Genomic DNA, 22,906 nt, shown 5'->3' with positions numbered 1-22,906 from the left:
CCATAACGACTTTAAGAGGATAAGGTAATGCAAGTTATTCTGCTTGATAAAGTAGCAAACCTGGGCAGCCTGGGTGATCAGGTTAACGTTAAAGCGGGCTACGCTCGTAACTTCCTGGTGCCACAGGGTAAAGCTGTTCCTGCTACCAAGAAAAACGTTGAGTTCTTTGAAGCACGTCGTGCAGAGCTGGAAGCCAAACTGGCTGACGTTCTGTCTGCGGCTAACGCACGCGCTGAAAAAATCAACGCACTGGGCACCGTTACTCTCGCGTCTAAAGCAGGCGACGAAGGTAAACTGTTCGGTTCCATCGGTACCCGCGACATCGCTGATGCAGTTACTGCAGCTGGCGTTGAAGTGTCAAAAAGCGAAGTTCGCCTGCCAAACGGCGTTCTGCGTACTACCGGTGAGCACGAAGTGAGCTTCCAGGTTCACAGCGAAGTTTTCGCTAAAGTAATCGTAAACGTGGTTGCTGAAGCTTAATCGCTTTCGCTTTCACGCATAAAAACGCCGGCCTCGCGCCGGCGTTTTTGTTTCTGTAAACCGCCCTGTGACGGCTTTCAGACCTAACGCGCGCGGATAAAACTGCCGTCCGGCTGGCGGGTGAACAATACCTGTCCATTATCCGTCTCAACCGTCAGGCCCGTCACCGTCCCTTCATCGCTCTGACGGATCCGCACGGCCTGTCCGGTACGCAGCGTACTCAACGGCTTGTCATTCCCTTCAACCTGAGCCATCGCGAAGACATCATTGACCGGCAGATTATTGTCGCGGAATAGCTGCGCCAGTGTCTGACCTGAGGCGATCTGATAAGCGTGCCATCTTCCCTGTGAGTCAGGGGAGGCGGCAGGCGGCGCAGGCTGTTCAACTTCAGGCTGCTGGCCGCTCAGTTCGGCCTGCATCGGAACACTGCTTTCCAACTGATTACCTGTTGTCACAGAGCGTTGAGGCTGTTCCGGAGAGGGACCCGGCCATAAAAAAGCCAGCAGAACGACCGCGACGGCAATAATAATGGCCCGACGATGAAAGGATGGCAGCGGATCCATCCAGTGGGCCCGGTCCGGCAGGTGCCAGATCTGGTTAACTAGCTGCGTTACTGTTGCAGACGCTTTAGGCATGGCGTCCTCCTCCTGGCGCGAAGCTCGCGCGAACAATGAGCTTTTCATTAAGCGGTGCAGATACCGCGGTAATGAAAGCGACTGGCTTTTCCTTCGCCGGCGGGCAGGATGGCCCATGTTTACCTCGACACAAATATAGCTGATAACGCGTTGTTGGTGTGGAGTTTACACCTACGTTGAGAGGGAAGTATTGTTTCCTTTTCACGGCGAAATGTCATCCGGTTAAGATGGGATTTTACGCCTGATGCCCGCGCTGTTATGCTTCGCCTTCGGTTTTATCAATGATGAAAGGAAAATCCATGACTACCCCTTCTTTTGACGGCGTTGAAGCGCAAGCAAGTTACGGTATCGGTTTACAGGTTGGTCAGCAGCTGCTGGAATCTGGCTTGCAGGGGCTGCAGCCTGAAGCGCTGCTGGCGGGCCTGCGCGATGCGCTGGAAGGGAACGCACCTGCTGTTCCTGTCGATGTCGTGCATCGTGCGCTGCGTGAAGTTCATGAGCGTGCCGACGCCGTTCGCCGCGAACGCCAGCAGGCGATGGCAGTGGAAGGTCAGACATTCCTTGAAGAAAACGCCAAACGCGAGGGCGTGAGCAGCACTGAATCAGGCCTGCAGTTCAGCGTGATTCATCAGGGCGAAGGCGCAATCCCATCTCGTCAGGATCGCGTACGCGTGCATTACACCGGCAAACTGATTGACGGTACCGTGTTCGACAGCTCTGTGCAGCGTGGTGAGCCGGCTGAATTTCCGGTAAGCGGCGTGATCCCAGGCTGGATCGAAGCGCTGACGCTGATGCCGGTAGGATCCAAATGGGAACTGGTTATCCCTCAGAATCTGGCATACGGCGAACGCGGTGCGGGTGCTTCTATTCCGCCGTTCAGCACGCTGGTATTTGAAGTTGAGCTACTGGAAATTCTGTAATCCGCCATCAGCGCTGATTAGCCAGTTAGCAGAGGGCGGTGTTAAACACCGCCTTTTGCGTCGTTCTATCCCGCTTCCAGCAGGCTGGCGATTTATCCCACAATAAAACGCCTCAATGCCACCCGCGCAAGGCGCGCTTTTTCGTTAAAACCAGCCTGCCTAAGCGAGCGAGGCCGGTTTTATCTGCCGTGAAGAGCAGCAATTACTTCTTCTGAAGATCCAGTTTATAAATAGCGAAACCGATCTCATCTTTTCCTTTCAGCTCCAGCGGATAGGCTGCACGCTCGCGAATAAAGTCACGCGCCTTATCCCCTGGTGAGGTCTCAAAACGGATATCGAGCGGCGTTTTACTGTTAATGGGGGCAAGCCGCCAGTTATTATCCGCGCCGGGCTGGACTTCACCCTGCGCTTTCGTTTGCGCACTGATATAGGCCGCCACTACGCTGCGGTTCTCATCGGGTGACGCAAAGGCGATATGCGCTTCGCCCGTGCCAGCAAATTTCCCGCCGTACGCCCGATAGTTGTTGGTGGCGACCAGGAAGGTGGCGTCAGCATCAATGGGCTTCCCGTGGAAAGTGAGCTGCTTAATACGTGAAGCCTGCTTATTCACCAGCTGGCATTCAGCGTCATAACGCGCAGGTTGGGTGACATCAATCTGATAATCCACGCCATCAATCACATCAAAGTTATAGGTGCGGAAATCCCAGTTGATCAGCGACTGCGGCTGGCTGCTGTGAATATCAATCTGGTTGAACTGTCCCGCTGAGCACTCCAGCCACTCTTTCACCTCTTTGCCGCTGACCTTCATCACGACCAGCGTATTGGGATAGAGATAGAGATCGGCTGCATTGCGGAACGTTAACGGCCCTTTTTCCACTTCCACATAGCTGGCCGGATCGTTCTTGCGGCCGCCGGCTTTAAAGGGTGCTGCGGCAGAAAGTACGGGCAGACCGGCAAGGTCCGGATCGCCCTGAATAAATCTTTCCACGTAGTCACGCTGGGCGTTATTAACGATTTGGACGGTTGGATCATCCTGCACCAGCGACAGGTAGCTGTACATAACGTCAGCCGACTTGCCGATCGGCTTACTGACAAACTGGCGGGTAGCGGCGTGATCGTGTTCCAGCACTTTTACCAGCGCCGAATCTTCTGCGGCCAGTGATTTTTTAGCCGTCTTATCATAGACAGGGCGCGCCTCGGCGCTGGCCTGGGTGACTGACCAGCGACCGCTGTCGTTATTCAGTACCAGATCCACGATGCCAAGATGATCGCCCCACATGCCGGGCATCACCGCAGGAACGCCGTTAAGCGTGCCTTTGCTGATATCGGCGCCCTTAATGCTGGCAAAGTCTTTACTGGGGAAGACCGCATGCGCATGGCCAAACAGGATGGCATCGATACCCGCCACCTGGCTGAGATAATAAACCGAGTTTTCCGCCATGGCCTGATAAGGGTCCGCTGACAGGCCCGAGTGGGCTACGGCAACCACCAGGTCTGCTCCCTGTTTTCGCATCTCAGGAACCCATTTTTTCGCGGTTTCGGTAATATCATTCACCTTCACTTTGCCGCTGAGGTGAGTTTTGTCCCAGACCATGATTTGCGGCGGTACAAAGCCGATGTAGCCGACTTTCAGCGTCTGATTCTTACCGTCACGATCGGTAACCTGCTCCTCTTTAATCAGAAAAGGAGTAAACAGCGGTTTGCCGGTCTTCAGATCGATGATATTGGCGTTGATATAAGGAAAGCGGGCGCCGGAAATCGCTTTATGCAGGTATTCCAGCCCGTAGTTGAACTCGTGATTACCTAAGTTACCCAGGGTATAATCCAGTGTATTCATTGCCTTATAGACGGGATGCACTTCACCCTGCTGCAATCCTTTTGCAGCCATATAATCCCCTAAAGGACTGCCCTGAATAATGTCGCCGTTATCGACCAGCACGCTATTGCGCACCTCTTTTCTCGCCACGGCTATCAGCGAGGCGGTTCTGACCAGGCCAAATTTTTCCGTTGGCGTGTCTTTGTAATAGTCAAAGTCCATCATATTGCTGTGAAGGTCGGTCGTTTCCAGCAACCGAAAATCCACCGTTGCAGCCTGAAGGGTTGAGCTGACCAGCAGTGCTGCCAGCGTCACACATGACTTCTTCATTTTTCTCTCCATGTCACCAGTGCCAAAGAGTCTAAACATCTCAGATTTTTGTAAAACATTTATGTTATGTCACACATATTTGTGATCGGCGGCAAGGTATTTAGCCCTGCTGCGGCCGTGATGGCTCGCTCCCGGTGATTTATGTAAGCAAATCACCCGGTATCGCAAAAAACAGAAACTTCTGTGGTAGAAAATGCATTATGCTTTTGATAATTAAGCTAACGCTTTTGCACATCCGCCGGCCAGTATGGCAAGCGGCTGTCGGTCCGGAGCCTGGCGCGATCTGCTGCTAAGATCAGAAAAGCGCATTCTTGCGGTGAAAAGCAGCCGATTTCCCAGCTGGCGCGGCTGGCATCATGATGACGATCAAGGGGTTTACCATGCTAGAAAAAATCTGTCAGCTGGCTCGCGAAGCGGGCGATGCCATTATGCAAGTCTATGACGCTGATACACCGCCCGATGTCGCCCAGAAGTCCGATGATTCACCGGTGACGGCAGCGGATATCGCCGCACACAAGATCATTTTGCAGGGGCTGTCTCAGCTTTCACCGGACATTCCCGTTCTGTCAGAAGAAGATCCGCCTGCCTGGGAAATACGCCAGCACTGGCAGACCTACTGGCTGGTTGATCCGCTTGACGGGACCAAAGAATTTATCAAGCGTAACGGTGAGTTCACCGTCAATATCGCGCTGATTGAGAAGGGCAAACCGGTGCTGGGTGTTGTTTATGCGCCGGTGCTGGGCGTGATGTACTCCGCTGCGGAAGGCAAAGCCTGGAAAGAAGAAGGAGGGCACCGTGAGCAGATTCAGGTGCGGGAAGCGCGACCACCGCTGGTAGTGATCAGCCGCAGCCACGCCAATGATGATGAGGAACTGAAAGAGTATCTCAGCCAGCTTGGTGAACACCAGACCACGGCAATCGGCTCTTCTCTGAAGTTCTGCCTGGTGGCGGAGGGTAAAGCGCAACTCTATCCCCGCTTTGGACCCACCAATATCTGGGATACCGGCGCGGGGCATGCGGTAGCGATGGCTGCGGGTGCACATGTCCATGACTGGAAAGGGAAAACGCTTGATTACGCGCCGCGCGAGTCTTTCCTGAATCCCGGTTTCCGCGTCTCCATTTTCTGACCGACGCAGGGACGTCTGCCGTCCCTGTCATGTGCGTTACCGTCCAGAAAACCGTGTGGAGCAGGGATGTTCCCGCGTGCGGCTGCTGCGTTAAACAGAAAACATCCGCCAGGCGACAAACCGTGGCGGATCCTGGCATCAGGATGCCTGCAGGAGTTGATGTAACAGAGCAACAACCTGCTTCACTTCTTGCTGGGTCAGCGCGCCATCCTTCGCGAAACGAACCTTGCCTGCTGCGTCAAGGACGACGATAGCCGAGCCACCATCTTCCAGTCCCCAGGCCTTTTTCGCCGTGCCCTTATCGTCCACAATAAACTGCGACCAGGGGAACTGCTTTTTATTGCTTTCAATGCTGCTGCGAACAAACATGCCGGTGCCGGGTATCGCGTCGTCAGTGTTGACAATGGTGGTGGTCTGATAGCGTTCGCGGGGCAGATGGGCCGCTTTTATCGCCTCAACTACCGCCGCATTCATCACCTTTGATGATGACCGCCCGGCAATATGCTGAACAACTCTCACCTTTCCAGGCAGCTGCGCGCTATTCCAGTTTTTATAACTGAACTCATCATGCTGGTAAAACAGTTCACCCTTGTCAGCAATGCCAACTGGCGTAACGCGCTGGCCGGTGATGAAGTTATGCGCATGAGCGGCAAAAGGCAGCATCAGTGTAACAATCAGTAGCAGGCGGGAAGTCAGCATTTGAGCCCTCTTTTAGTGATCGGACCAGATGGTCATGTTCCTGCAATAATAAGCGCAGATACTGCGCCTGTCGTTATGAGCTAACATCTTTGCAACACAAGGCACATTTCCCTGTCAGACGAAGGATTATACTGTTTTACCGGACATCGCTGACAGACCCCACTGTCATGATATGTAAAAGCAGGAAAATAAGGTGATTTTCGGACTTCAGGAAGCGAATGTTGGTCTATAGTATTTTCACTTTGCACTGCACAGAGTCGTTCCGCGATTGGATACGACGCAGCGTACATTGATGATTGAGGAGTTGAACCAGAATGAAAATCTTCCAGCGATATAATCCGCTGCAGGTAGCCAAATATGTTAAAACACTGTTTCGTGGCAGAATTTACATTAAAGACGTTGGCGCTTTTGAATTTGATAAAGGCAAAATCCTGATCCCACGCGTAAAAGACAAACAGCATTACAGCGTGATGTCAGAAGTTAACCGTCAGGTGCTGCGTTTGCAGACCGAGTTTAACTAAAGTTAGAGGCGCGAATTCTCGCGCCTTTTCTGTTTTTACTCTTCTACCGTTTTTACCAGCACGGGCGCTGTCGCCGGTTTGGCATCAATACGCGTCACCAGCAGCTGGTCAATGCGGTAACTGTCGATATCAACCACTTCAAATTTGTAACCGTGGAACTTCACGAAGTCGGTGCGTTTAGGGATCTTACGCAGCATATACATCATAAAGCCGCCAATGGTTTCGTAATTGCCCGATTGCGGAAACTCGTCAATATCCAGCACGCGCATCACGTCATCGATTGGCGTACCGCCTTCCACCAGCCATGAATTCTCATCGCGTGCGACAATCTGCTCTTCCATCCCCTGGCCGACCAGATCGCCCATTAGCGTGGTCATGACGTCATTGAGGGTAATGATCCCCACCACCAGCGCATATTCATTCATGATAACCGCGAAGTCTTCACCGGCCGTTTTGAAACTTTCAAGCGCTTCAGACAGCGTCAGCGTATCCGGTACGATAAGCGCCGCGCGGATCTGCACGCCGCTGTTAAGCGCCATGCTTTGATTCCCCAGCACGCGCAGCAGCAGCTCTTTTGAATCCACATAGCCGACGATATGGTCGATGTCGTCATTACAGACCAGAAATTTAGAGTGAGGATGATTGGCGATCTTTTCCTTCAGGCTTGATTCATCTTCGTTCAGGTTGAACCAGACTACGTTCTCACGAGAGGTCATCGAAGAGGGAACGGTACGCGACTCCAGCTCAAAGACGTTTTCGATCAACTCATGTTCCTGCTTACGCAATACGCCAGCCAGCGCACCCGCCTCTACCACGGCATAGATATCATCAGAGGTGATGTCATCCTTACGCACTAACGGAATCTTAAACAGGCGGAAAATAATATTGGCGCCGCCGTTGAAAAACCAGACCAGCGGGCGAAAAATAAACAGGCAGAGACGCATCGGATTGATGATTTTCAGCGCAATCACTTCCGGGGCGATCATACCAAGACGTTTAGGGAAGAGGTCGGCAAACAGAATGAACAAACTGGTCACCACGGTAAATGAGCAGATAAAACTGAGTTGCTCAGCCAGTTCTGGCCCGGTGAAGCGCTCAAACAGCGTGCGGAAGGCAGGGGAAAATGCCGCATCGCCGACCACGCCACCGAGAATCGCTACGGCGTTCAGCCCAATCTGCACCACGGTAAAGAACATCCCGGGCGTTTCCTGCATTTTCATCACCCGCTGGGCGTTGATATTGCCTTCGTCCGCCAGCAGCTTGAGCTTAATTTTGCGCGCGGCCGCCAGTGAGATTTCTGAAAGAGAAAAAAATGAGCTGATCGCAATCAGCAGTAAAATGACAAGCAAGCTGTCTAACATAATGCATCCAGTAAATGACGTGATTCAGTGGCTGTTAATAACATCGCGCGAATCCGCCTTGGGTTAAGTACTTGTCATTTTTGGCCTGGGCAGCGAGTGAAAATCGGTCAGGAGTATGTACCGCCTGGTGGCGCTGGGCTGTCCGTGCCAAAAATGTCTGCACCGATTCGGCATTAGCCGGGGCAGAAGTCAGTGTTTCAGCCGCAGGACGGCTTTCGCAGTGGATTATAGCTGTGGTAAACCCTGCTTACAATTGCGGCGATAAGCGGCATGAGATTTATCTGAGTGTGAACAGGTCGGGCGTTCCAGAGACATTCAATCACGATCCTGAGTTGTAACGTGCCGGTTCTTTGCACACAATATGTCAAGAATTTGGCTTTACTTATTAAAAAGAGGTTCGTGACGGGCGAAATAATTTTCCCGGGTTAACGGAACGCCAGGAAGTTTAACGGTTCAAAAGAAAATGTTCTGCCCATCAGGGATCAGGGCGGGCAAAATAACAGGAGTAAGCGTGCCACGAATTCAAGTTTACTGCATGTTCTGTCTGATCGCAGCGGCTCCGGTTGCACACAGCGCCAACGTGCGGTTACAGGTAACGGGACTAACGGGAGAGTTAGAGAAAAATGTCCGGGCCAGACTTTCTACCATCTCCGGCGATGAAGTCTCGTCAGACGGGCGCTTTCGCGCACGCGTCAGCGAGGCTATAAAGGAAGGGCTGAAAGCGCTGGGCTATTACGAACCCACGATTAACTTTGAACTTCAGCCACCGCCAGCTGGCGGTAACCGCCAGGTATTGCTGACCAAAGTGTCCGCCGGAGAACCTGTCCGCCTGGCGGGCGAGACGGTGATTATCCGCGGCGAAGCCCGCACGGATGAAGATTATCAGACGCTGGTACGCGACGGAAAAGGCAAAATCGGCGGCATACTTAACCACAGCGATTACGACAGCTTTAAAGGTTCGCTCAATAATATGGCGCTGCGTAAGGGCTATTTCGACGGCGACTTTGCCAAAAGCCAGCTCGGCGTCTCGGTGGAGCGACGCGAGGCGTTCTGGGATATCGATTACGACAGCGGCAGGCGCTACCGCTTCGGCGACGTCAGCTTTGAAGGCTCGCAAATTCGGGAAGAGTATCTGCAAAACCTGGTGCCGTTTAAAAAGGGAGACTATTACAGCTCCCGGGATCTGGCCGAACTTAACCGGCGACTCTCCGCCACCGGCTGGTTTAATTCGGTGGTGGTCGCTCCCGAGTTCGCAGAGGCTCGCGAAACCAAAATTTTGCCGCTGCATGGCGTAGTCAGCCCGCGTACGGAAAACACCATTGAAACGGGCGTTGGCTATTCGACCGACGTTGGCCCCCGTGTAAAAGCGACCTGGCGAAAACCCTGGGTCAACGCCTACGGGCACAGTTTCACCAGCAGCGCCAATGTATCCGAACCCGAACAACAGCTCGATTTCACCTATAAAATTCCACTGTTAAAAAGCCCGATAGAGCAGTATTACCTCCTGCAAGGCGGGTTAAAGCGCACCGATCTTAATGACACCAAATCTGACTCTACAACGCTTGCGGCATCGCGCTACTGGGAGTCGTCAACCGGCTGGCAGCGGGCGATCAATCTTCGCTGGAGCTTCGACCACTTTACCCAGGGGAACGTGACCAACAGCACCATGCTGCTCTATCCTGGCGTCAGCATTAACCGTACCCGATCCCGGGGTGGCCTGATGCCGGTCTGGGGAGATTCGCAGCGTTACTCGCTCGATGTCTCGGACACCACCTGGGGGTCGGATGTGGACTTTGCGGTGATTCAGGCCCAAAACGTCTGGATACGTACGCTGGCGGATAAGCACCGCTTTGTGGCGCGCGGTAACCTCGGCTGGATAGAAACCAATGATTTCGACCGTGTTCCGCCGGATTTGCGTTTTTTCGCCGGGGGCGACCGCAGTATTCGTGGTTATAAATACAAAGGTATTTCACCCCGCGATGAAGATGGCAAGCTGACCGGTGCGTCGAAAATGGCGACCGGTTCACTGGAGTATCAGTACAACGTGACCGGCAAATGGTGGAGCGCGGTGTTTATCGACTCCGGTGAGGCGGTCAATGACATCAAGCAAAGCAATTTTAAAACCGGCGCGGGTGTTGGCGTGCGCTGGCAGTCGCCGGTCGGGCCAATCAAGCTGGACATCGCCCGGCCCATTGGCGATGACGAAAAGCGGGACATTCAGTTTTATATCGGATTGGGGCCTGAATTATGAGTCGCTGGAAGAAGGTCCTTGTTGGCATTCTGATTTTTCTGCTGCTGTTAACCGGTGGCATCGCATTTTTGATTGGCACAACGACGGGTCTGCACCTGGTACTGAACGGCGCTTCGCGCTGGGTGCCTGGGCTTGAGATCAAACAGGTTGATGGCGGCTGGCGCAATCTGACCCTGAAAGGGGTGCAGTATGAGATGCCGGGCGTGACTGTCAATGCCGGAGAATTTCATCTGGCGCTCCAGCTGGGCTGCCTGAAAAACAGCGCTTTCTGCATTAACGATCTTTCGCTGAAGGACGTTAATGTGGTGGTGGACAGCAGTAAAATGGCGCCCGCCTCGCAGGAACCGGTAGCTGAAGAGTCCTCTTCTGGCGATCTGAGTACGCCTTATCCCCTTACGCTGCGGCAGCTTGCACTGCATAACATCAACGTCAAAATCGACGATACGGCTATTTCTCTTGCCGATTTCACCTCCGGTATGCACTGGCAGGAACGCGCTCTGACGCTGACGCCAACCCATATCCAGGGACTGCTGATCGCCCTGCCAAAAGCGGCGGAAGTCGCTAATGAGCAGGTAGTGCAGCCTAAAGTGCAGCAGCCGGAAGCGGACGAGCCGCCGCTGGGCGAAACGATCAAAGCGATGTTTGCCAAACCGCTGCTGCCCGATCTTCCTGACTTTACCCTGCCGCTGGATGTGAATATCCAGCAGATCCTGGGTGAACAGCTGCGCATCACCGGAGATACCGATATCGCTGTCGATCGTCTGCTGGTGAAAGCCCGGACTCAGGATCGTCTGCTTCACCTGGAGACGCTCGACGTCGATTCACCGCAGGGGCAGCTTAATGCGCAGGGGCAGGCGACGCTGGCCGGCAACTGGCCGGTTAGCTTCACGCTCTACAGCGCGCTGAATATCGATCCGCTTAAGGGCGAGAAGATAAAAATGACGGTGGATGGCGGCCTGCGCGAGCAGCTCAATCTGGCGCTGAATCTCTCCGGTCCGGTAAGAATGCAGCTGAATGCGCAAACCGAGCTGGCTGAAGTAGGGCTTCCGCTCGCTATGACGGTGGAGAGCGCGCGGCTGCGCTGGCCGCTTAACGGCGAAATGCAGTATCAGGCCGATAACCTGAACTTCAGCATCAAGGGTAAGGCGACGGATTATGTGATGTCGTTCAGAACCGGGCTGCAGGGGCAGGACATTCCTCCGGCGACGGTTCAACTGGACGGTAAAGGCAACGCTGAGCAGTTCTCGCTCGATAAGCTGCGGCTGGCGGCGCTGCAGGGGCATGCCGATCTGACCGCGCTGCTCGACTGGAGCAAGGCGATCAGCTGGCGCAGCGAGCTGACGCTGACCGATATCAACACGGCGAAGCAGTATCCCGACTGGCCGGCAAAGCTGGCGGGGAAAATTACCACGCGCGGCAGCCTTTATGGCGGTAGCTGGCAGGTGCGGGTTCCCGAACTGCAGCTGCGCGGTAACGTGAAGCAGAACGCGGTAACCGCCGATGGATCCCTGTACGGCAACAGCTACAACCAGTGGAACATTCCGGGTATCAAGCTGGTGCTGGGCCGTAACAATATCGATCTTAAAGGTTCACTTGGCGACAAGCTGAATCTGGATGCCAGCATTGATGCGGAGCATCTGGATAACGCGCTGCCGGGATTAGGCGGCGTGGCAAAAGGAACAATCAAAGCGCGTGGCGATCTGACCGCGCCGCAGTTGCTGGCCGATCTGACTGCCACCGGCCTGCGCTGGCAGGCGTTGACGATAGGCCGCGTTAAGCTTGATGGCGATGTCACTTCCGGTGAGCAGGTCCAGGGCAAGCTTGCGCTGCGCGTTGAGCAGCTGAAACAGGATGCGCTGGCGATTTCCCGGCTGGTCCTTGACGCCAGCGGAACGGAAAAACAGCATCAGCTGAAGCTCACCGTTGACGGCGAACCGGTATCGGGTCAGCTGGCGCTAACCGGCAGTTTCGATCGTCAGGCGCAGCGCTGGAAAGGGGCGCTGAACAATACCCGTTTTGACACGCCGGTAGGCGAATGGCGGTTAACCCGGGCGATAGCGCTGGATTACCTTAACGCGAAGCAGACCGTCAGTATTGGACCGCACTGCTGGCGCAATCCGAACGCTGAACTTTGTGTACCTCAGACCATTGAGGCCGGCCCGTCAGGCCGTGCGAGAGTGACGCTGAATCGCTTCGATCTGGCGATGATAAAACCTTTCCTCGGCGATGCCACTGCGCTCAGCGGCATATTCAGCGGCGATGCTGACGTCAGCTGGCGTGCCGACGGCGGGTTGCCAGAGGGCCGGGTGGCGCTGAAAGGCAACGGCGTTAAAGTGGTGCAGGATGTTCAGGGCAACACGCTGCCGATCGCCTTTGATACGCTCAACCTGAATGCCGCAATGCGTAACGGCCGGGCGCAGCTTGACTGGCTGATCCGCATTGCCAATAACGGTCAGCTTGACGGTAACGTACAAATCGCCGATCCCGAAGGTCGCCGCACGCTCTCCGGCAACGTGAATATTGCTAACCTTTCGCTGGCATTGCTTAAACCGGCGCTGATGAAGGGCGAGGATATCAAAGGCATGCTGAACAGTAATCTGCGGCTGGGCGGTAATCTGCAGCAGCCTCAGGTATTTGGACAGCTGGGCCTGAAAGATGTCAATGTTGAAGGCAGCTTTATGCCGGTCGAGCTGACGTCCGCCAATCTCAATATGATCTTCAACGGCATGAGCTCAACGCTGCAGGGGATGATCCAGACGGCGCATGGCAATATTGCGCTGAATGGCGACGCTGACTGGCGACAGCTGGACGCCTGGCGCGCGCGCGTCGCGGCGAAGGGCGATCGCCTGCGCGTCACGGTGCCGCCGATGGTAAGAATGGATGTGTCACCTGATCTGGTGTTTGAAGCCACGCCGGAGCTCTTCAATCTGGATGGCCGCGTGGACATTCCCTGGGCGCGTATTACCGTGCAGGAAGTGCCAGAAAGCGCGGTCGGCGTCTCTTCCGATGAGGTCCTGCTGGATAAAAACCTGCAGCCTGTCGCGCCGCAAAGTACTGCTATTCCGATCAACAGCAATCTGATTATCCACGTCGGCAATGACGTCCGGCTCAGCGCCTTCGGCCTGAAAGCGAAACTGAACGGCGATCTGAAGCTGGTGCAGGACAGCCGCGGGCTGGGTCTGAATGGGCAGATCAATATTCCTTCGGGGCGTTTCCACGCCTACGGACAGGATCTGGTGGTACGTAAGGGCGAACTGCAGTTTGCCGGTCCGCCGGACCAGCCATATCTGAACATCGAGGCGATTCGTAATCCGGAAGCCACCGAAAATGATGTGATTGCAGGGGTGCGCGTGACCGGTCTGGCCGATGAGCCGAAGGCGGAAGTCTTCTCCGATCCCGCCATGTCGCAGCAGGAAGCCCTGTCCTACCTGCTTCGCGGGCAGGGGCTGGACGCTAACGGCAGCGATAATGATGCATTAACTTCCGCCCTGGTGGGATTGGGGCTTGCGCAAAGTGGTCAGGTTGTGGGTAAAATCGGTGAGACCTTCGGCGTGAGTAATCTGGCCCTGGACACGGCTGGCGTCGGTGACAGCCAGCAGGTTCAGGTCAGTGGCTACGTACTGCCGGGTCTACAGGTAAAATATGGTGTCGGCATATTTGATTCTCTGGCGACCTTAACCCTGCGTTATCGCCTGATGCCAAAACTTTATTTGGAAGCGGTGTCTGGTATCGACCAGGCACTGGATGTGCTCTATCAGTTTGAGTTCTAGCAATGCGAATAATTGTCTACGGCAGCTTAAGACGTAAGCAAGGCAACAGTCATTGGATGACCAACGGGCAGTGGCTGGGCGATCATCTGATCGACGGCTATGAACTGTACAGTTTGGGTCACTATCCTGGCGTCATCACGGGTAGCGGACAGGTCTATTGTGAAGTTTACCGCGTGGATGCCTCAATGCTGGGTGAGCTGGATGCGCTGAGAACCAAAGGCGGGGAGTATAAGCGAGAGCTGGTATCCACGCCTTACGGCAGCGCATGGCTCTATGTTTATCAGCGTTCGGTGAAGGGTAAAAAACGTATCGACAGCGGCGACTGGCTGCTGCGCGATGCGCCTGCGCCGGAACCGGAGTGATCGACAGGGATAAATAAAAACACCGCTCAGTGAGCGGTGTTTTTTTATGGTCAGCGAAAATTACTTCTTCGCGGCGCGTTCGAAAGAACTCACGATTTCTGCTTTGGCGGCTTCAGCATTGTCCCAGCCTTCCACTTTCACCCATTTGCCTTTTTCCAGCGCTTTATACTGCTCGAAGAAGTGGGTGATCTGCGCACGCAGCAGTTCCGGCAGGTCGTTCACATCTTTAATGTGATCGTACTCTTTGGTCAGCTTGCTGTGCGGCACGGCGACCAGCTTGGCATCTTCGCCAGACTCGTCGGTCATTTTCAGCACGCCAACCGGACGGCAGCGAATTACCGAGCCAGGCTGTAGTGGGTAAGGAGTCGGGACCAGCACATCTACCGGATCGCCGTCTAAAGACAGCGTGTGGTTAATGTAACCGTAGTTGCACGGATAGAACATCGCGGTAGACATAAAGCGGTCAACGAACAGGGTGCCGGAATCTTTGTCGACTTCGTATTTGATCGGATCGGCGTTAGCCGGGATCTCGATAACAACATAGATGTCTTCTGGCATATCTTTGCCCGCTGGAACCAGGTTCAAACTCATGGTCATTTCCTTCATTCAGTCTAGATCGAGTGACGCTCATTATAGCCAACTGAATATGAAAGTATCCCTCCTTTTTGGCCTTTCGGAATGCTCCAGTTCTGAAAGCGCAGCGCCCGGCGCCTTTCGGCCTTTAACCGGGAGGAGTTCAGCAATCATCGGGGTTGGCGCAACCAGCCGCCGCCAGGGATTTCAGCGCCAGCGTCTGGTTTTTAACAAGATTCACACCCTGCGCCGCCACTTCAACCGACGCCAGCGTTCCTCCTTCGCTCAGCCGGGCTTTACTGGCTTCCAGCCAGCCGTCGCGGTATTTCAGCCAGGCGCGCTGCGCGCTGCGTAATTTGGCTTTTTGTGTACCATTAAGCCGCGACATAAGGTTGGTATACGCCTTGTTCATCTCACTTTCCCAGTCGCGGCTGGCTGTGCTGTAACATTGCTGCATCGCCAGGGTGGTGACAGCGCTCTGAAGACAGTGCTGCTCTGCGACATCAACCGGATGATCATCAGCATGGCAGGCAAAGGTGCCCAGCAAACCGGCTATCAGGACGCTTTTTTTCATTAAGGTTTCCTTTTCATTGGGTTGTGGAGAAATTGATCTAAATCAATTTAGTCGCAATGAGTGCACCTGATTACATTATACCTGCTAAAGGTTGGCATCCGGCTGACCGATACCTTTCTCGTCCATTGGAATCCTGCCACATCAGCCTTAACGAGGGGCGAACACGATCATGCTTAGAAAAATTTCAATCCGTAACGGGCTACTAGTGCTGCTGGCGCTGATGACGCTAATGCTGCTCAGCGTCAGCGTGATGGGCATTCTGGCCATCAGCAAAGGGAATCGCTCGCTGGACGTGATTAACCGTATTCAGGGTATTGAGCTAAACAGCCTGGCGCAATCTAATGCCTCGCTGCTGCGTGCCAGGACGGCAGGAGCGCTCTCCATCAGAAAGCTGGAAATTGGTTTGCTGGATGAAGCAAATGAAGCAACGGCACGTGCGCAGGAATACATTGAAAACTCTCATCAGGCGCTGAAGCGTTTTGTTGATGCAGGTACCGTTACGGCGAAGGGTAAAACGCTGGCTGATGCCGTTGTTGCAACGTATAACAACTATATTGAAAAAGGCATTACCCCCATGCTCATCTCACTCCAGCAGCAGGATTCTGGAGAATACTACCGTGTCCTTGAAGAGAATCTCTCGTCGCTGAACTTCGCATTCAGTAACGCGGTAAATGATTTTAATCTCTATGCCGGGCAGGTGACGGACGATCAGTTGGCGGATGCGGCCAGCAACGAAAAAACGCTTACCCTGCTGATCCTCTTTTGCGGCATCCTGACCGTGGCGCTGCTGACCATCTCCTGGCTGTTGCTACGGTCGCTTCTGCTTAAGCCGCTTGATGCGGCCATTGAGCATCTGGAGTTCGTCGCTGCAGGCGATCTTACCCAGCATCTGCCGGAAGGCGGGAAAAATGAGCTGGGGCGTCTTAATACTGCGCTGGCTGGCATGCAGGCTTCCCTGCAACTCTCCGTTAGTCGCGTACGTGATGCCAGCCTGCAAATCGACACAGGCAGCCGGGAGCTCGCCTCCGGCAACCTTAATCTGTCGCAGCGCACCGAAGAGTCAGCCGCCTCGCTGGAACAGACCGCCGCCAGCATGGAGCAGCTAACGGCCACCGTGAAGCTGAACGCCGGAAACGCCAGCCAGGCGCACCAGCTGGCGCAGTCTGTTTCTGAAAGCGCCGATCGTGGCAGTGAAGTGGTCTGCTACGTCATTGAGAAAATGCAGCAAATTGCCCACAGTTCTAAACGCATTGGCGATATTTTAGGCGTGATTGATGGGATCGCTTTCCAGACAAATATCCTGGCGTTGAACGCCTCGGTAGAGGCAGCGCGCGCCGGTGAGCAGGGACGCGGTTTTGCCGTGGTAGCAAGTGAAGTGCGTAACCTGGCGCAGCGCAGCGCCACTGCTGCAAGAGAGATCCGGGAACTGATTGTTGAATCTCAGGGACGTGTGGATGAAGGAGCGCAAATGGCGACTCAGGCGGGGGAAACGATGGATGAGATTACCAGCGAAGTGATGCGCGTCACGACGCTTATGAAAGAGATCTCCAGCGCGTCAGAGGAGCAGAGTCGGGGGATTGAGCAGGTCAACATGGCGGTGACCCAGATGGATGAAGTGGCTCAGCAGAATGCGGCGCTGGTCGAACAGGCCACGGCAGCCACGCAGTCGCTGGAAGAGCAGTCTCAGCAGCTGGTTCAGTCCATGTCGGCCTTCAAACTGCATGTGGTCTGACAGCTGACGCGCCAGATAAAAAAGAGGGCGATCTGCCCTCTTTTACCCTGACTTCAAAGGTCAGGGTTACGCGTCAGGATATTCGCGCAGGAAGCGCTCAGTATCTTCGACCATTGACGTATTGCCCACAAAGAAGGGGCTGCGCTGGTGCAGCGTTTCCGGCACCAGATCCAGAATACGGTTAGCGCCGTCGCTCGCCTTGCCGCCAGCCTGTTCCGCCAGGAAGGCCATAGGGTTGCACTCATACAGCAGGCGCAGTTTGCCTTTTGGATGGCTGGCGGTGCTTGGGTAGAGATAGATACCCCCCTTCAGCAGGTTACGGTGAAAATCCGCGACCAGCGAGCCAATATAGCGGGAGGTATAAGGACGATGGGTCGCCTGATCCTCTTCCTGGCAAAACTTCAGGTACTTTTTCACACCCTGTGGGAAACGGATGTAGTTACCTTCGTTAATGGAGTAGGTGTAGCCCTCTTCCGGAAACGCCATTTTTTCCGCGCTAAGGCAGAAGACGCCCAGTGAAGGGTCGTAGGTAAAGGCATGAACGCCACAGCCGGTGGTATATACCAGCATGGTGGAGGAGCCATACACTACGTAGCCCGCGGCAACCTGCTGGCTGCCCGGCTGCAGGAAATCCGCTTCCGTGACCGGTGTTCCCATTGGGGTGATGCGGCGGTAGATGGAGAAGATCGTACCGACAGAGACGTTGACGTCGATATTGGATGAACCATCAAGGGGGTCCATCAGCACCACGTATTTACCGTTCTCAACGCCTTCGAAGATGACGATCTCATCTTCTTCTTCTGATGCGATACCGGCAACGATGCCACGGGCTTTCAGCGCGGCTTTCAGCTTTTCGTTGGCGAACAGGTCGAGTTTCATCTGCTGTTCGCCCTGCACATTTTCAGCGCCGCTGGCGCCTAAAATATCGACCAGTCCGGCTTTGTTGATATCACGGTGAATAATTTTCGCGCCCAGCTTGATGGCGGAAATCAGCGCCGTCAGTTCGCCAGTGGCGTGAGGAAAGTCGTGTTGCTTCTCGACGATAAATTCGCCTAACGTTTTCATAACACTATCCCTGAATCTGCGGTTGAGCAGCAGCCTGAATTACAAACTGCTAACGAATGCGTAAGCAGTTTAGCCGAATGAACGTGAAAGAACATAGGGCAAATCCGTTTCTTCCCCACAAGGAGGGCGCTACACTGTGCCACGAACTTTTCAGTAAACGGACCTGTTATGCGTATTCACATTCTCGGTATCTGCGGCACATTTATGGGCGGGCTGGCGGTTCTTGCCCGTGCATTAGGTCATGAAGTGACGGGCTCAGATGCCAATGTTTATCCACCGATGAGCACGCTTTTAGAAAGTCAAGGTATTGATTTAATAGAAGGTTACGATGCTTCCCAGCTTAATCCGCCACCGGATCTGGTGATCATCGGCAATGCAATGACCCGCGGTAACGCCTGCGTCGAAGCGGTGCTTGAGCGAAATATTCCCTATCTTTCCGGCCCACAGTGGCTGCACGATTTCGTCCTGCGCGATCGCTGGGTGATTGCGGTCGCCGGTACGCATGGTAAAACGACGACGGCGGGCATGGCCGCCTGGATCCTGCAAGCCTGTGGTCTGGAACCTGGTTTTGTGATCGGTGGCGTGCCGGGAAATTTCGATGTTTCAGCGACCTTAGGTAAAAGTCCGTTCTTTGTGATTGAAGCGGATGAATATGACAGTGCCTTCTTCGACAAACGCTCCAAATTTGTTCACTACTCTCCGCGTACGCTGATCCTCAATAATCTTGAGTTCGATCATGCGGATATTTTTGACGATTTACGGGCAATCCAGCGCCAGTTTCACCACCTGATCCGCATTGTGCCGGGGCAGGGCCGGATCTTGGTCCCTGAGCACGATGTTAACCTGAAGCAGGTAATCGCCATGGGCTGCTGGAGCGAGCAGGAAAGCCTTGGCGAAGGAGGGCGCTGGCAGGCGAAAAAGCTGACGGTGGATGCGTCTCACTGGGAAGTCTGGCTGGATGGCGAGCGCGTGGCGGAAGTGAACTGGTCGCTGGTGGGCGAGCACAACATGCATAACGGTCTGATGGCCATCGCTGCCGCCCGGCACGTGGGGATCAAACCGGAAGATGCCGCCCACGCCCTGAACGATTTTATTAACGCGCGCCGCCGGCTGGAGCTGCGGGGTGAAGCGAACGGTATTCAGGTTTACGATGATTTTGCGCATCATCCGACCGCTATCCTGGCGACCCTGACGGCGCTACGCAGCAAAGTCGGCGGTACGGCCCGGATTCTGGCGGTACTGGAACCGCGTTCCAATACCATGAAGATGGGGATCAGCAAGGATGCGCTGGCACCAGCGCTGGCGCGGGCTGATGAGGTCTTTCTGCTACAGCCACACCATATTCCCTGGCAGGTCGCGGAAGTGGCCGAGGCCTGTGTACAACCCGCACACTGGAGTGCAGAGGTGGATACGCTGGTAGAGATGGTGGCAAAAACGGCGCAGCCGGGCGATACCATCCTGGTGATGAGCAACGGCGGCTTCGGTGGTATTCACCAGAAGCTGCTGGACAGGCTGGCTGACTGAGTCTGGGATAAAAGCGGCGGGAAAATTAGCGGCCCGCCGCCCTTGCGGCGTGCTCTGCGGGCCATTAAGGCGCGGTGGCTGAGAGCCAGGCGCTAGCGGGCTTCCGCCAGTTCGCGCAGATACTGGAAAATCTGGCGGGACGCTTTTGGCGGCTTATTCGTCGCTTTTTCTTTTTGCGCATTACGGATCATGGAGCGAAGCTGCTGACGATCCGCATCGGGATAGAGATTCAGCACTTCCGTCATCGCATCGTCGCCCTGTTCGATCAGGCGGTCGCGCAACACTTCCAGCTTGTGGAAAAGCGCAACCTGCTGATTATGGCGGTTTTTCAGCTTGTCGAGTGCCTGACGAATAGGGTCTTCATCACGCGAGCGCAGCATTTTACCGATCAGCTGTAGCTGGCGGCGACGCCCCTCTTTTTTGATCTTCTGCGCCAGCTCGATCGCCGCGCGCAGATCTTCATCCAGCGGGATCTTGTCCAGCGAGGTCTTGCTCAGTTCCACCAGTTCGGCACCCAGGCGCTTCAGCTCCTCGGCATCACGTTTTATTTCACTCTTGCTGACCCAGATAATCTCTTCATCTTCTTCTTCGTTATCTGGTACATCATCGAGCCAGTCGTCGGGCTGTTTAGTCATGGGAGGCTCCCTAAAAAAGAGGCTAATGCTATCAGGAAACTGAGGTACTGCGAAATTGTTCTCTGAGTCTGTTAGACTCAAATTAACCTTAAACACCGAAGAGTTTGCAAAACTGGCACAGGCACAGGCCAGAAAGCCCTCTGCTAATTATATGGTAGGTCGATGAAATTACTCTCCCAAGTTGCAGAACAGCGTAAAACCCTTGAACAGGCGGTCGCAACAGCACTCGATCTGGCGAAGGCGACGACCGATGGCGCTGAAGTTGCCGTCACAAAAACGACCGGCATCAGCGTCAGTACCCGTTTTGGTGAAGTGGAAAATGTCGAATTCAACAGCGATGGTGCGCTTGGCATCACCGTCTATCATCAGAATCGCAAAGGAAGCGCGTCGTCGACCGATCTGAGTCCTGAAGCGATCGCACGGACAGTGCAGGCGGCTATCGATATTGCCCGTTTCACTTCGCCCGATCCTTATGCCGGCGTGGCGGATCCTGAACTGCTGGCTTTCGATGCCCCGGATCTGGATCTGTTCCATCCGTCCGATCTCGATCCGGATCGGGCGATTGAGCTGGCGGCGCGGGCAGAGCAGGCCGCGCTGAAAACCGACTCCCGCATTACCAACACCGAAGGTGGCAGCTTTAACAGCCATATCGGCATGAAGGTGTTCGGCAACAGCCACGGCATGCTGCAGGGCTACGCCTCAAGCCGCCACTCCATCTCCAGCAGCGTGATTGCTGAAGCCAACGGGGATATGGAACGCGATTACGCCTATACCATTGGCCGGGCCATGGAAGACCTGAAATCGCCAGAGTGGGTGGGTGAAGAGTGCGCGCGTCGCACGCTGTCACGCCTTTCGCCGCGCAAACTCTCCACCATGAAAGCCCCGGTTATTTTCGCTGCGGAAGTTGCGACCGGCCTGTTCGGCCATCTGGTGGGCGCGATCAGTGGCGGCAGCGTCTACCGGAAATCCACTTTCCTGCTGGATGCGATGGGAACACAAATTTTACCGGAATGGCTGACGATCCAGGAGCAGCCGCATCTGCTGAAAGGACTGGCTTCCTCGCCGTTTGACAGCGAAGGCGTGCGCACCACCCAGCGTGACATCATCAAAGATGGCGTATTACAAACCTGGCTACTGACCAACTATTCAGCGCGCAAGCTGGGACTGCAAAGCACCGGCCATGCGGGCGGCATTCACAACTGGCGAATTGCCGGCCAGGGCGACGATTTTGCGCAACTGCTGAAAAGAATGGGCACCGGGCTGGTCGTTACGGAGCTAATGGGGCAGGGCGTGAGCGGGATTACCGGCGACTACTCCCGCGGTGCGGCAGGTTTCTGGGTGGAAAACGGCGAGATCCAGTATCCGGTGAGTGAAATCACCATCGCAGGCAACCTGAAAGACATGTGGCGCAACATCGTTACCGTTGGCAGCGACATCGAAACCCGCAGCAATATTCAGTGCGGTTCCGTACTGCTGCCGGAAATGAAGATCGCCGGGCAGTAAGCGGCTTACACCAGCACGGGTTTCAGCGCGCGTTTTAAAGGGCGCCTGAGATGATTTGTTAGGTGCTGGCTTTGGGAGCAGAGCCAGCTCGTCAGAGCGCTAACAGTATCGTCCCGCCCTTGCTCGTCCCGTGCCCTTTATGGTGCGGGACGCTTTATTTCCTCTTTTAGTTCCTCTCAATTTACCTTTACCAGCACTCTCAGGCGCGCTTCAGGACGCTTTTTTATTGCTAACTGAAAATCACATCCTGTGGACGTGATCATCAACAGGTTTTGGCTCTGTCATTATCTTTGATTTTAAATCTTACATGGCTGGCAGAGACTTCTTTTTAAGTATTGGCACGTCCTCATGGAGACATTCAATGCCGCCTTCTATGAGGACATATTTTTACGCTTACGCGGCGTTGGTGGATGTTTAATCAGGCTTTACCAGCGCAAAAACTGATTCTATTTTTTTATTACCCATTCCCCCGTTTTTGGGTAAACAGACGACCGACCTAAAAAGAAATTTTATCCTGTTGGTTTTAATAAGGGAGCATCCTTTCGTTACTGTGTTTTTTATTTTTTTTCATTCAGGAGGAATTACTCCGCAGATATTCGTGTTGTAGAAAATGACAAGGTTGTTATGGCGGTTATTAACCGCATCGCGATCTTATTCGTTGGTCATTTCCTTTCATCTTGCTCCTGCCAACACGTTATTTGTCGGCAACCCCAGCGGTTAAGCATAAGTTTTTCCTATCTATTTTTCCGCGCTGATTTTTTATCGCCTCGTGATACGGGCGATAGGATGGCTATTCATAATAAAACCAGATTTTCTGTGATAAACCGCAAATAATTGTCTGTTTTATGCTGAATGCGTGGTTTTGTGATTCAGTCGAAACCGGGTGAAGGGATTTCCACTTTGAAGTGGAAAAACCCGGTCTACAAACCTGGGGCCCTTAACGTTAATTTAAACATCAGGCATTAACGACGTTTCGCGCCAGGGCCGGAACGGTAAATGGGGAATATAGCGTGGGAAATGGAGCGGTA

General features: G+C 54.3%; 18 protein-coding genes. 10 read left to right on the top strand and 8 right to left on the bottom strand.

All coding sequences use genetic code 11. The features are described 5' to 3' along the window. Window positions 1-27: 27 nt before the first annotated feature. Window positions 28-480 (top strand): 50S ribosomal protein L9, encoded by a 453-nt coding sequence (gene rplI, locus EA20_RS0105500; protein ID WP_024965881.1) that lies wholly within the window; start codon window positions 28-30, stop codon window positions 478-480. A gap of 83 nt (window positions 481-563) precedes the next feature. Here rplI and EA20_RS0105495 read toward each other — a convergent pair whose 3' ends face one another. Then, window positions 564-1,115, bottom strand: a complete 552-nt coding sequence (locus EA20_RS0105495) for an OapA family protein (protein ID WP_024965880.1) — start codon at window positions 1,113-1,115, stop codon at window positions 564-566. Window positions 1,116-1,414: 299 nt separating this feature from the next. Here EA20_RS0105495 and fklB point away from each other — a divergent pair, with 299 nt between their 5' ends. Next, entirely contained in the window at window positions 1,415-2,035 is a 621-nt protein-coding gene (gene fklB, locus EA20_RS0105490) for an FKBP-type peptidyl-prolyl cis-trans isomerase (RefSeq protein WP_024965879.1), read from the top strand. A 202-nt stretch (window positions 2,036-2,237) separates the two neighbouring features. On the opposite strand, the gene EA20_RS0105485 is transcribed toward fklB, so the two are convergent. Beyond that, window positions 2,238-4,181: a bifunctional 2',3'-cyclic-nucleotide 2'-phosphodiesterase/3'-nucleotidase gene (locus EA20_RS0105485; RefSeq protein ID WP_024965878.1), complete on the bottom strand. Its 1,944-nt coding sequence runs from the start codon at window positions 4,179-4,181 to the stop codon at window positions 2,238-2,240. 380 nt (window positions 4,182-4,561) lie between these two features. Here EA20_RS0105485 and cysQ point away from each other — a divergent pair, with 380 nt between their 5' ends. Beyond that, window positions 4,562-5,308, top strand: coding sequence for a 3'(2'),5'-bisphosphate nucleotidase CysQ (gene cysQ / locus EA20_RS0105480; protein ID WP_024965877.1), 747 nt, complete (start codon window positions 4,562-4,564; stop codon window positions 5,306-5,308). Window positions 5,309-5,446: 138 nt separating this feature from the next. Here cysQ and EA20_RS0105475 read toward each other — a convergent pair whose 3' ends face one another. After that, on the bottom strand, window positions 5,447-6,004 hold the full coding sequence (locus tag EA20_RS0105475; RefSeq protein WP_024965876.1) for a YtfJ family protein: 558 nt from the start codon (window positions 6,002-6,004) through the stop codon (window positions 5,447-5,449). A 317-nt stretch (window positions 6,005-6,321) separates the two neighbouring features. Here EA20_RS0105475 and EA20_RS0105470 point away from each other — a divergent pair, with 317 nt between their 5' ends. Then, window positions 6,322-6,528: a DUF1107 domain-containing protein gene (locus EA20_RS0105470; RefSeq protein WP_013200508.1), complete on the top strand. Its 207-nt coding sequence runs from the start codon at window positions 6,322-6,324 to the stop codon at window positions 6,526-6,528. 35 nt (window positions 6,529-6,563) lie between these two features. Here the strand turns inward: EA20_RS0105470 and EA20_RS0105465 are convergent, their stop codons facing one another. Beyond that, on the bottom strand, window positions 6,564-7,889 hold the full coding sequence (locus EA20_RS0105465; protein ID WP_024965875.1) for a hemolysin family protein: 1,326 nt from the start codon (window positions 7,887-7,889) through the stop codon (window positions 6,564-6,566). A 535-nt stretch (window positions 7,890-8,424) separates the two neighbouring features. Here EA20_RS0105465 and EA20_RS0105460 point away from each other — a divergent pair. From EA20_RS0105460 to EA20_RS0105450, 3 genes are read left to right on the top strand one after another with little or no spacing between them, the layout of a single operon-like run. Then, window positions 8,425-10,140, top strand: a complete 1,716-nt coding sequence (locus EA20_RS0105460; protein WP_200868310.1) for an autotransporter assembly complex family protein — start codon at window positions 8,425-8,427, stop codon at window positions 10,138-10,140. Then, window positions 10,137-13,910 (top strand): translocation/assembly module TamB domain-containing protein, encoded by a 3,774-nt coding sequence (locus EA20_RS0105455; protein ID WP_024965873.1) that lies wholly within the window; start codon window positions 10,137-10,139, stop codon window positions 13,908-13,910. Before EA20_RS0105460 ends, EA20_RS0105455 begins: the two co-directional genes overlap by 4 nt. Window positions 13,911-13,912: 2 nt before the next feature. Continuing rightward, a complete protein-coding gene (locus EA20_RS0105450) occupies window positions 13,913-14,272 on the top strand; it encodes a gamma-glutamylcyclotransferase (RefSeq protein ID WP_024965872.1) in 360 nt (119 codons plus the stop codon). A gap of 60 nt (window positions 14,273-14,332) precedes the next feature. On the opposite strand, the gene ppa is transcribed toward EA20_RS0105450, so the two are convergent. Together ppa and EA20_RS0105440 are read right to left on the bottom strand one after the other, a co-directional pair. Beyond that, window positions 14,333-14,863 (bottom strand): inorganic diphosphatase, encoded by a 531-nt coding sequence (ppa, locus tag EA20_RS0105445; RefSeq protein WP_024965871.1) that lies wholly within the window; start codon window positions 14,861-14,863, stop codon window positions 14,333-14,335. Window positions 14,864-15,008: 145 nt separating this feature from the next. Next, entirely contained in the window at window positions 15,009-15,419 is a 411-nt protein-coding gene (locus EA20_RS0105440) for a lysozyme inhibitor LprI family protein (RefSeq protein WP_024965870.1), read from the bottom strand. A gap of 169 nt (window positions 15,420-15,588) precedes the next feature. Between EA20_RS0105440 and EA20_RS0105435 the strand changes: the two genes are divergently transcribed. Further along, window positions 15,589-17,151 (top strand): methyl-accepting chemotaxis protein, encoded by a 1,563-nt coding sequence (locus EA20_RS0105435; RefSeq protein ID WP_024965869.1) that lies wholly within the window; start codon window positions 15,589-15,591, stop codon window positions 17,149-17,151. A 66-nt stretch (window positions 17,152-17,217) separates the two neighbouring features. Here EA20_RS0105435 and fbp read toward each other — a convergent pair whose 3' ends face one another. Then, the gene (gene fbp / locus EA20_RS0105430) at window positions 17,218-18,216 is read right to left on the bottom strand and encodes a class 1 fructose-bisphosphatase (RefSeq protein ID WP_024965868.1); all 999 of its coding nucleotides are present in this window, start codon (window positions 18,214-18,216) and stop codon (window positions 17,218-17,220) included. 168 nt (window positions 18,217-18,384) lie between these two features. Here fbp and mpl point away from each other — a divergent pair, with 168 nt between their 5' ends. Then, a complete protein-coding gene (mpl, locus tag EA20_RS0105425) occupies window positions 18,385-19,740 on the top strand; it encodes a UDP-N-acetylmuramate:L-alanyl-gamma-D-glutamyl-meso-diaminopimelate ligase (protein WP_024965867.1) in 1,356 nt (451 codons plus the stop codon). A 92-nt stretch (window positions 19,741-19,832) separates the two neighbouring features. On the opposite strand, the gene yjgA is transcribed toward mpl, so the two are convergent. Continuing rightward, window positions 19,833-20,375 carry a ribosome biogenesis factor YjgA gene (gene yjgA / locus EA20_RS19540; RefSeq protein ID WP_038381530.1) on the bottom strand — a complete coding sequence of 181 codons (543 nt, stop codon included), beginning with the start codon at window positions 20,373-20,375 and terminating at the stop codon, window positions 19,833-19,835. 162 nt (window positions 20,376-20,537) lie between these two features. On the opposite strand from yjgA, the gene pmbA reads away from it, so the two are divergent. After that, window positions 20,538-21,878, top strand: coding sequence for a metalloprotease PmbA (pmbA, locus tag EA20_RS0105415; RefSeq protein ID WP_024965865.1), 1,341 nt, complete (start codon window positions 20,538-20,540; stop codon window positions 21,876-21,878). The last annotated feature ends 1,028 nt before the right edge of the window (window positions 21,879-22,906 follow it).

This window comes from Pantoea sp. IMH, assembly GCF_000599885.1.
Classification (GTDB): domain Bacteria; phylum Pseudomonadota; class Gammaproteobacteria; order Enterobacterales; family Enterobacteriaceae; genus Erwinia.
The sequence above is the reverse complement of the archived record's forward strand: the minus strand, read 5'-3'. Positions and strand labels throughout refer to the sequence as shown.

What these genes read in the sequence shown, in the direction of transcription:
- yjgA (WP_038381530.1), bottom strand. Translation starts at nt 20,375, where the DNA reads ATGACTAAACAGCCCGACGACTGGCTCGATGATGTACCAGATAACGAA.
- cysQ (WP_024965877.1), top strand. Translation starts at nt 4,562, where the DNA reads ATGCTAGAAAAAATCTGTCAGCTGGCTCGCGAAGCGGGCGATGCCATT.
- EA20_RS0105460 (WP_200868310.1), top strand. Translation starts at nt 8,425, where the DNA reads ATGTTCTGTCTGATCGCAGCGGCTCCGGTTGCACACAGCGCCAACGTG.
- EA20_RS0105435 (WP_024965869.1), top strand. Translation starts at nt 15,589, where the DNA reads ATGCTTAGAAAAATTTCAATCCGTAACGGGCTACTAGTGCTGCTGGCG.
- EA20_RS0105455 (WP_024965873.1), top strand. Translation starts at nt 10,137, where the DNA reads ATGAGTCGCTGGAAGAAGGTCCTTGTTGGCATTCTGATTTTTCTGCTG.
- EA20_RS0105485 (WP_024965878.1), bottom strand. Translation starts at nt 4,181, where the DNA reads ATGAAGAAGTCATGTGTGACGCTGGCAGCACTGCTGGTCAGCTCAACC.
- fklB (WP_024965879.1), top strand. Translation starts at nt 1,415, where the DNA reads ATGACTACCCCTTCTTTTGACGGCGTTGAAGCGCAAGCAAGTTACGGT.
- fbp (WP_024965868.1), bottom strand. Translation starts at nt 18,216, where the DNA reads ATGAAAACGTTAGGCGAATTTATCGTCGAGAAGCAACACGACTTTCCT.
- EA20_RS0105470 (WP_013200508.1), top strand. Translation starts at nt 6,322, where the DNA reads ATGAAAATCTTCCAGCGATATAATCCGCTGCAGGTAGCCAAATATGTT.
- EA20_RS0105450 (WP_024965872.1), top strand. Translation starts at nt 13,913, where the DNA reads ATGCGAATAATTGTCTACGGCAGCTTAAGACGTAAGCAAGGCAACAGT.
- EA20_RS0105440 (WP_024965870.1), bottom strand. Translation starts at nt 15,419, where the DNA reads ATGAAAAAAAGCGTCCTGATAGCCGGTTTGCTGGGCACCTTTGCCTGC.
- EA20_RS0105495 (WP_024965880.1), bottom strand. Translation starts at nt 1,115, where the DNA reads ATGCCTAAAGCGTCTGCAACAGTAACGCAGCTAGTTAACCAGATCTGG.
- ppa (WP_024965871.1), bottom strand. Translation starts at nt 14,863, where the DNA reads ATGAGTTTGAACCTGGTTCCAGCGGGCAAAGATATGCCAGAAGACATC.
- rplI (WP_024965881.1), top strand. Translation starts at nt 28, where the DNA reads ATGCAAGTTATTCTGCTTGATAAAGTAGCAAACCTGGGCAGCCTGGGT.
- EA20_RS0105465 (WP_024965875.1), bottom strand. Translation starts at nt 7,889, where the DNA reads ATGTTAGACAGCTTGCTTGTCATTTTACTGCTGATTGCGATCAGCTCA.
- pmbA (WP_024965865.1), top strand. Translation starts at nt 20,538, where the DNA reads ATGAAATTACTCTCCCAAGTTGCAGAACAGCGTAAAACCCTTGAACAG.
- mpl (WP_024965867.1), top strand. Translation starts at nt 18,385, where the DNA reads ATGCGTATTCACATTCTCGGTATCTGCGGCACATTTATGGGCGGGCTG.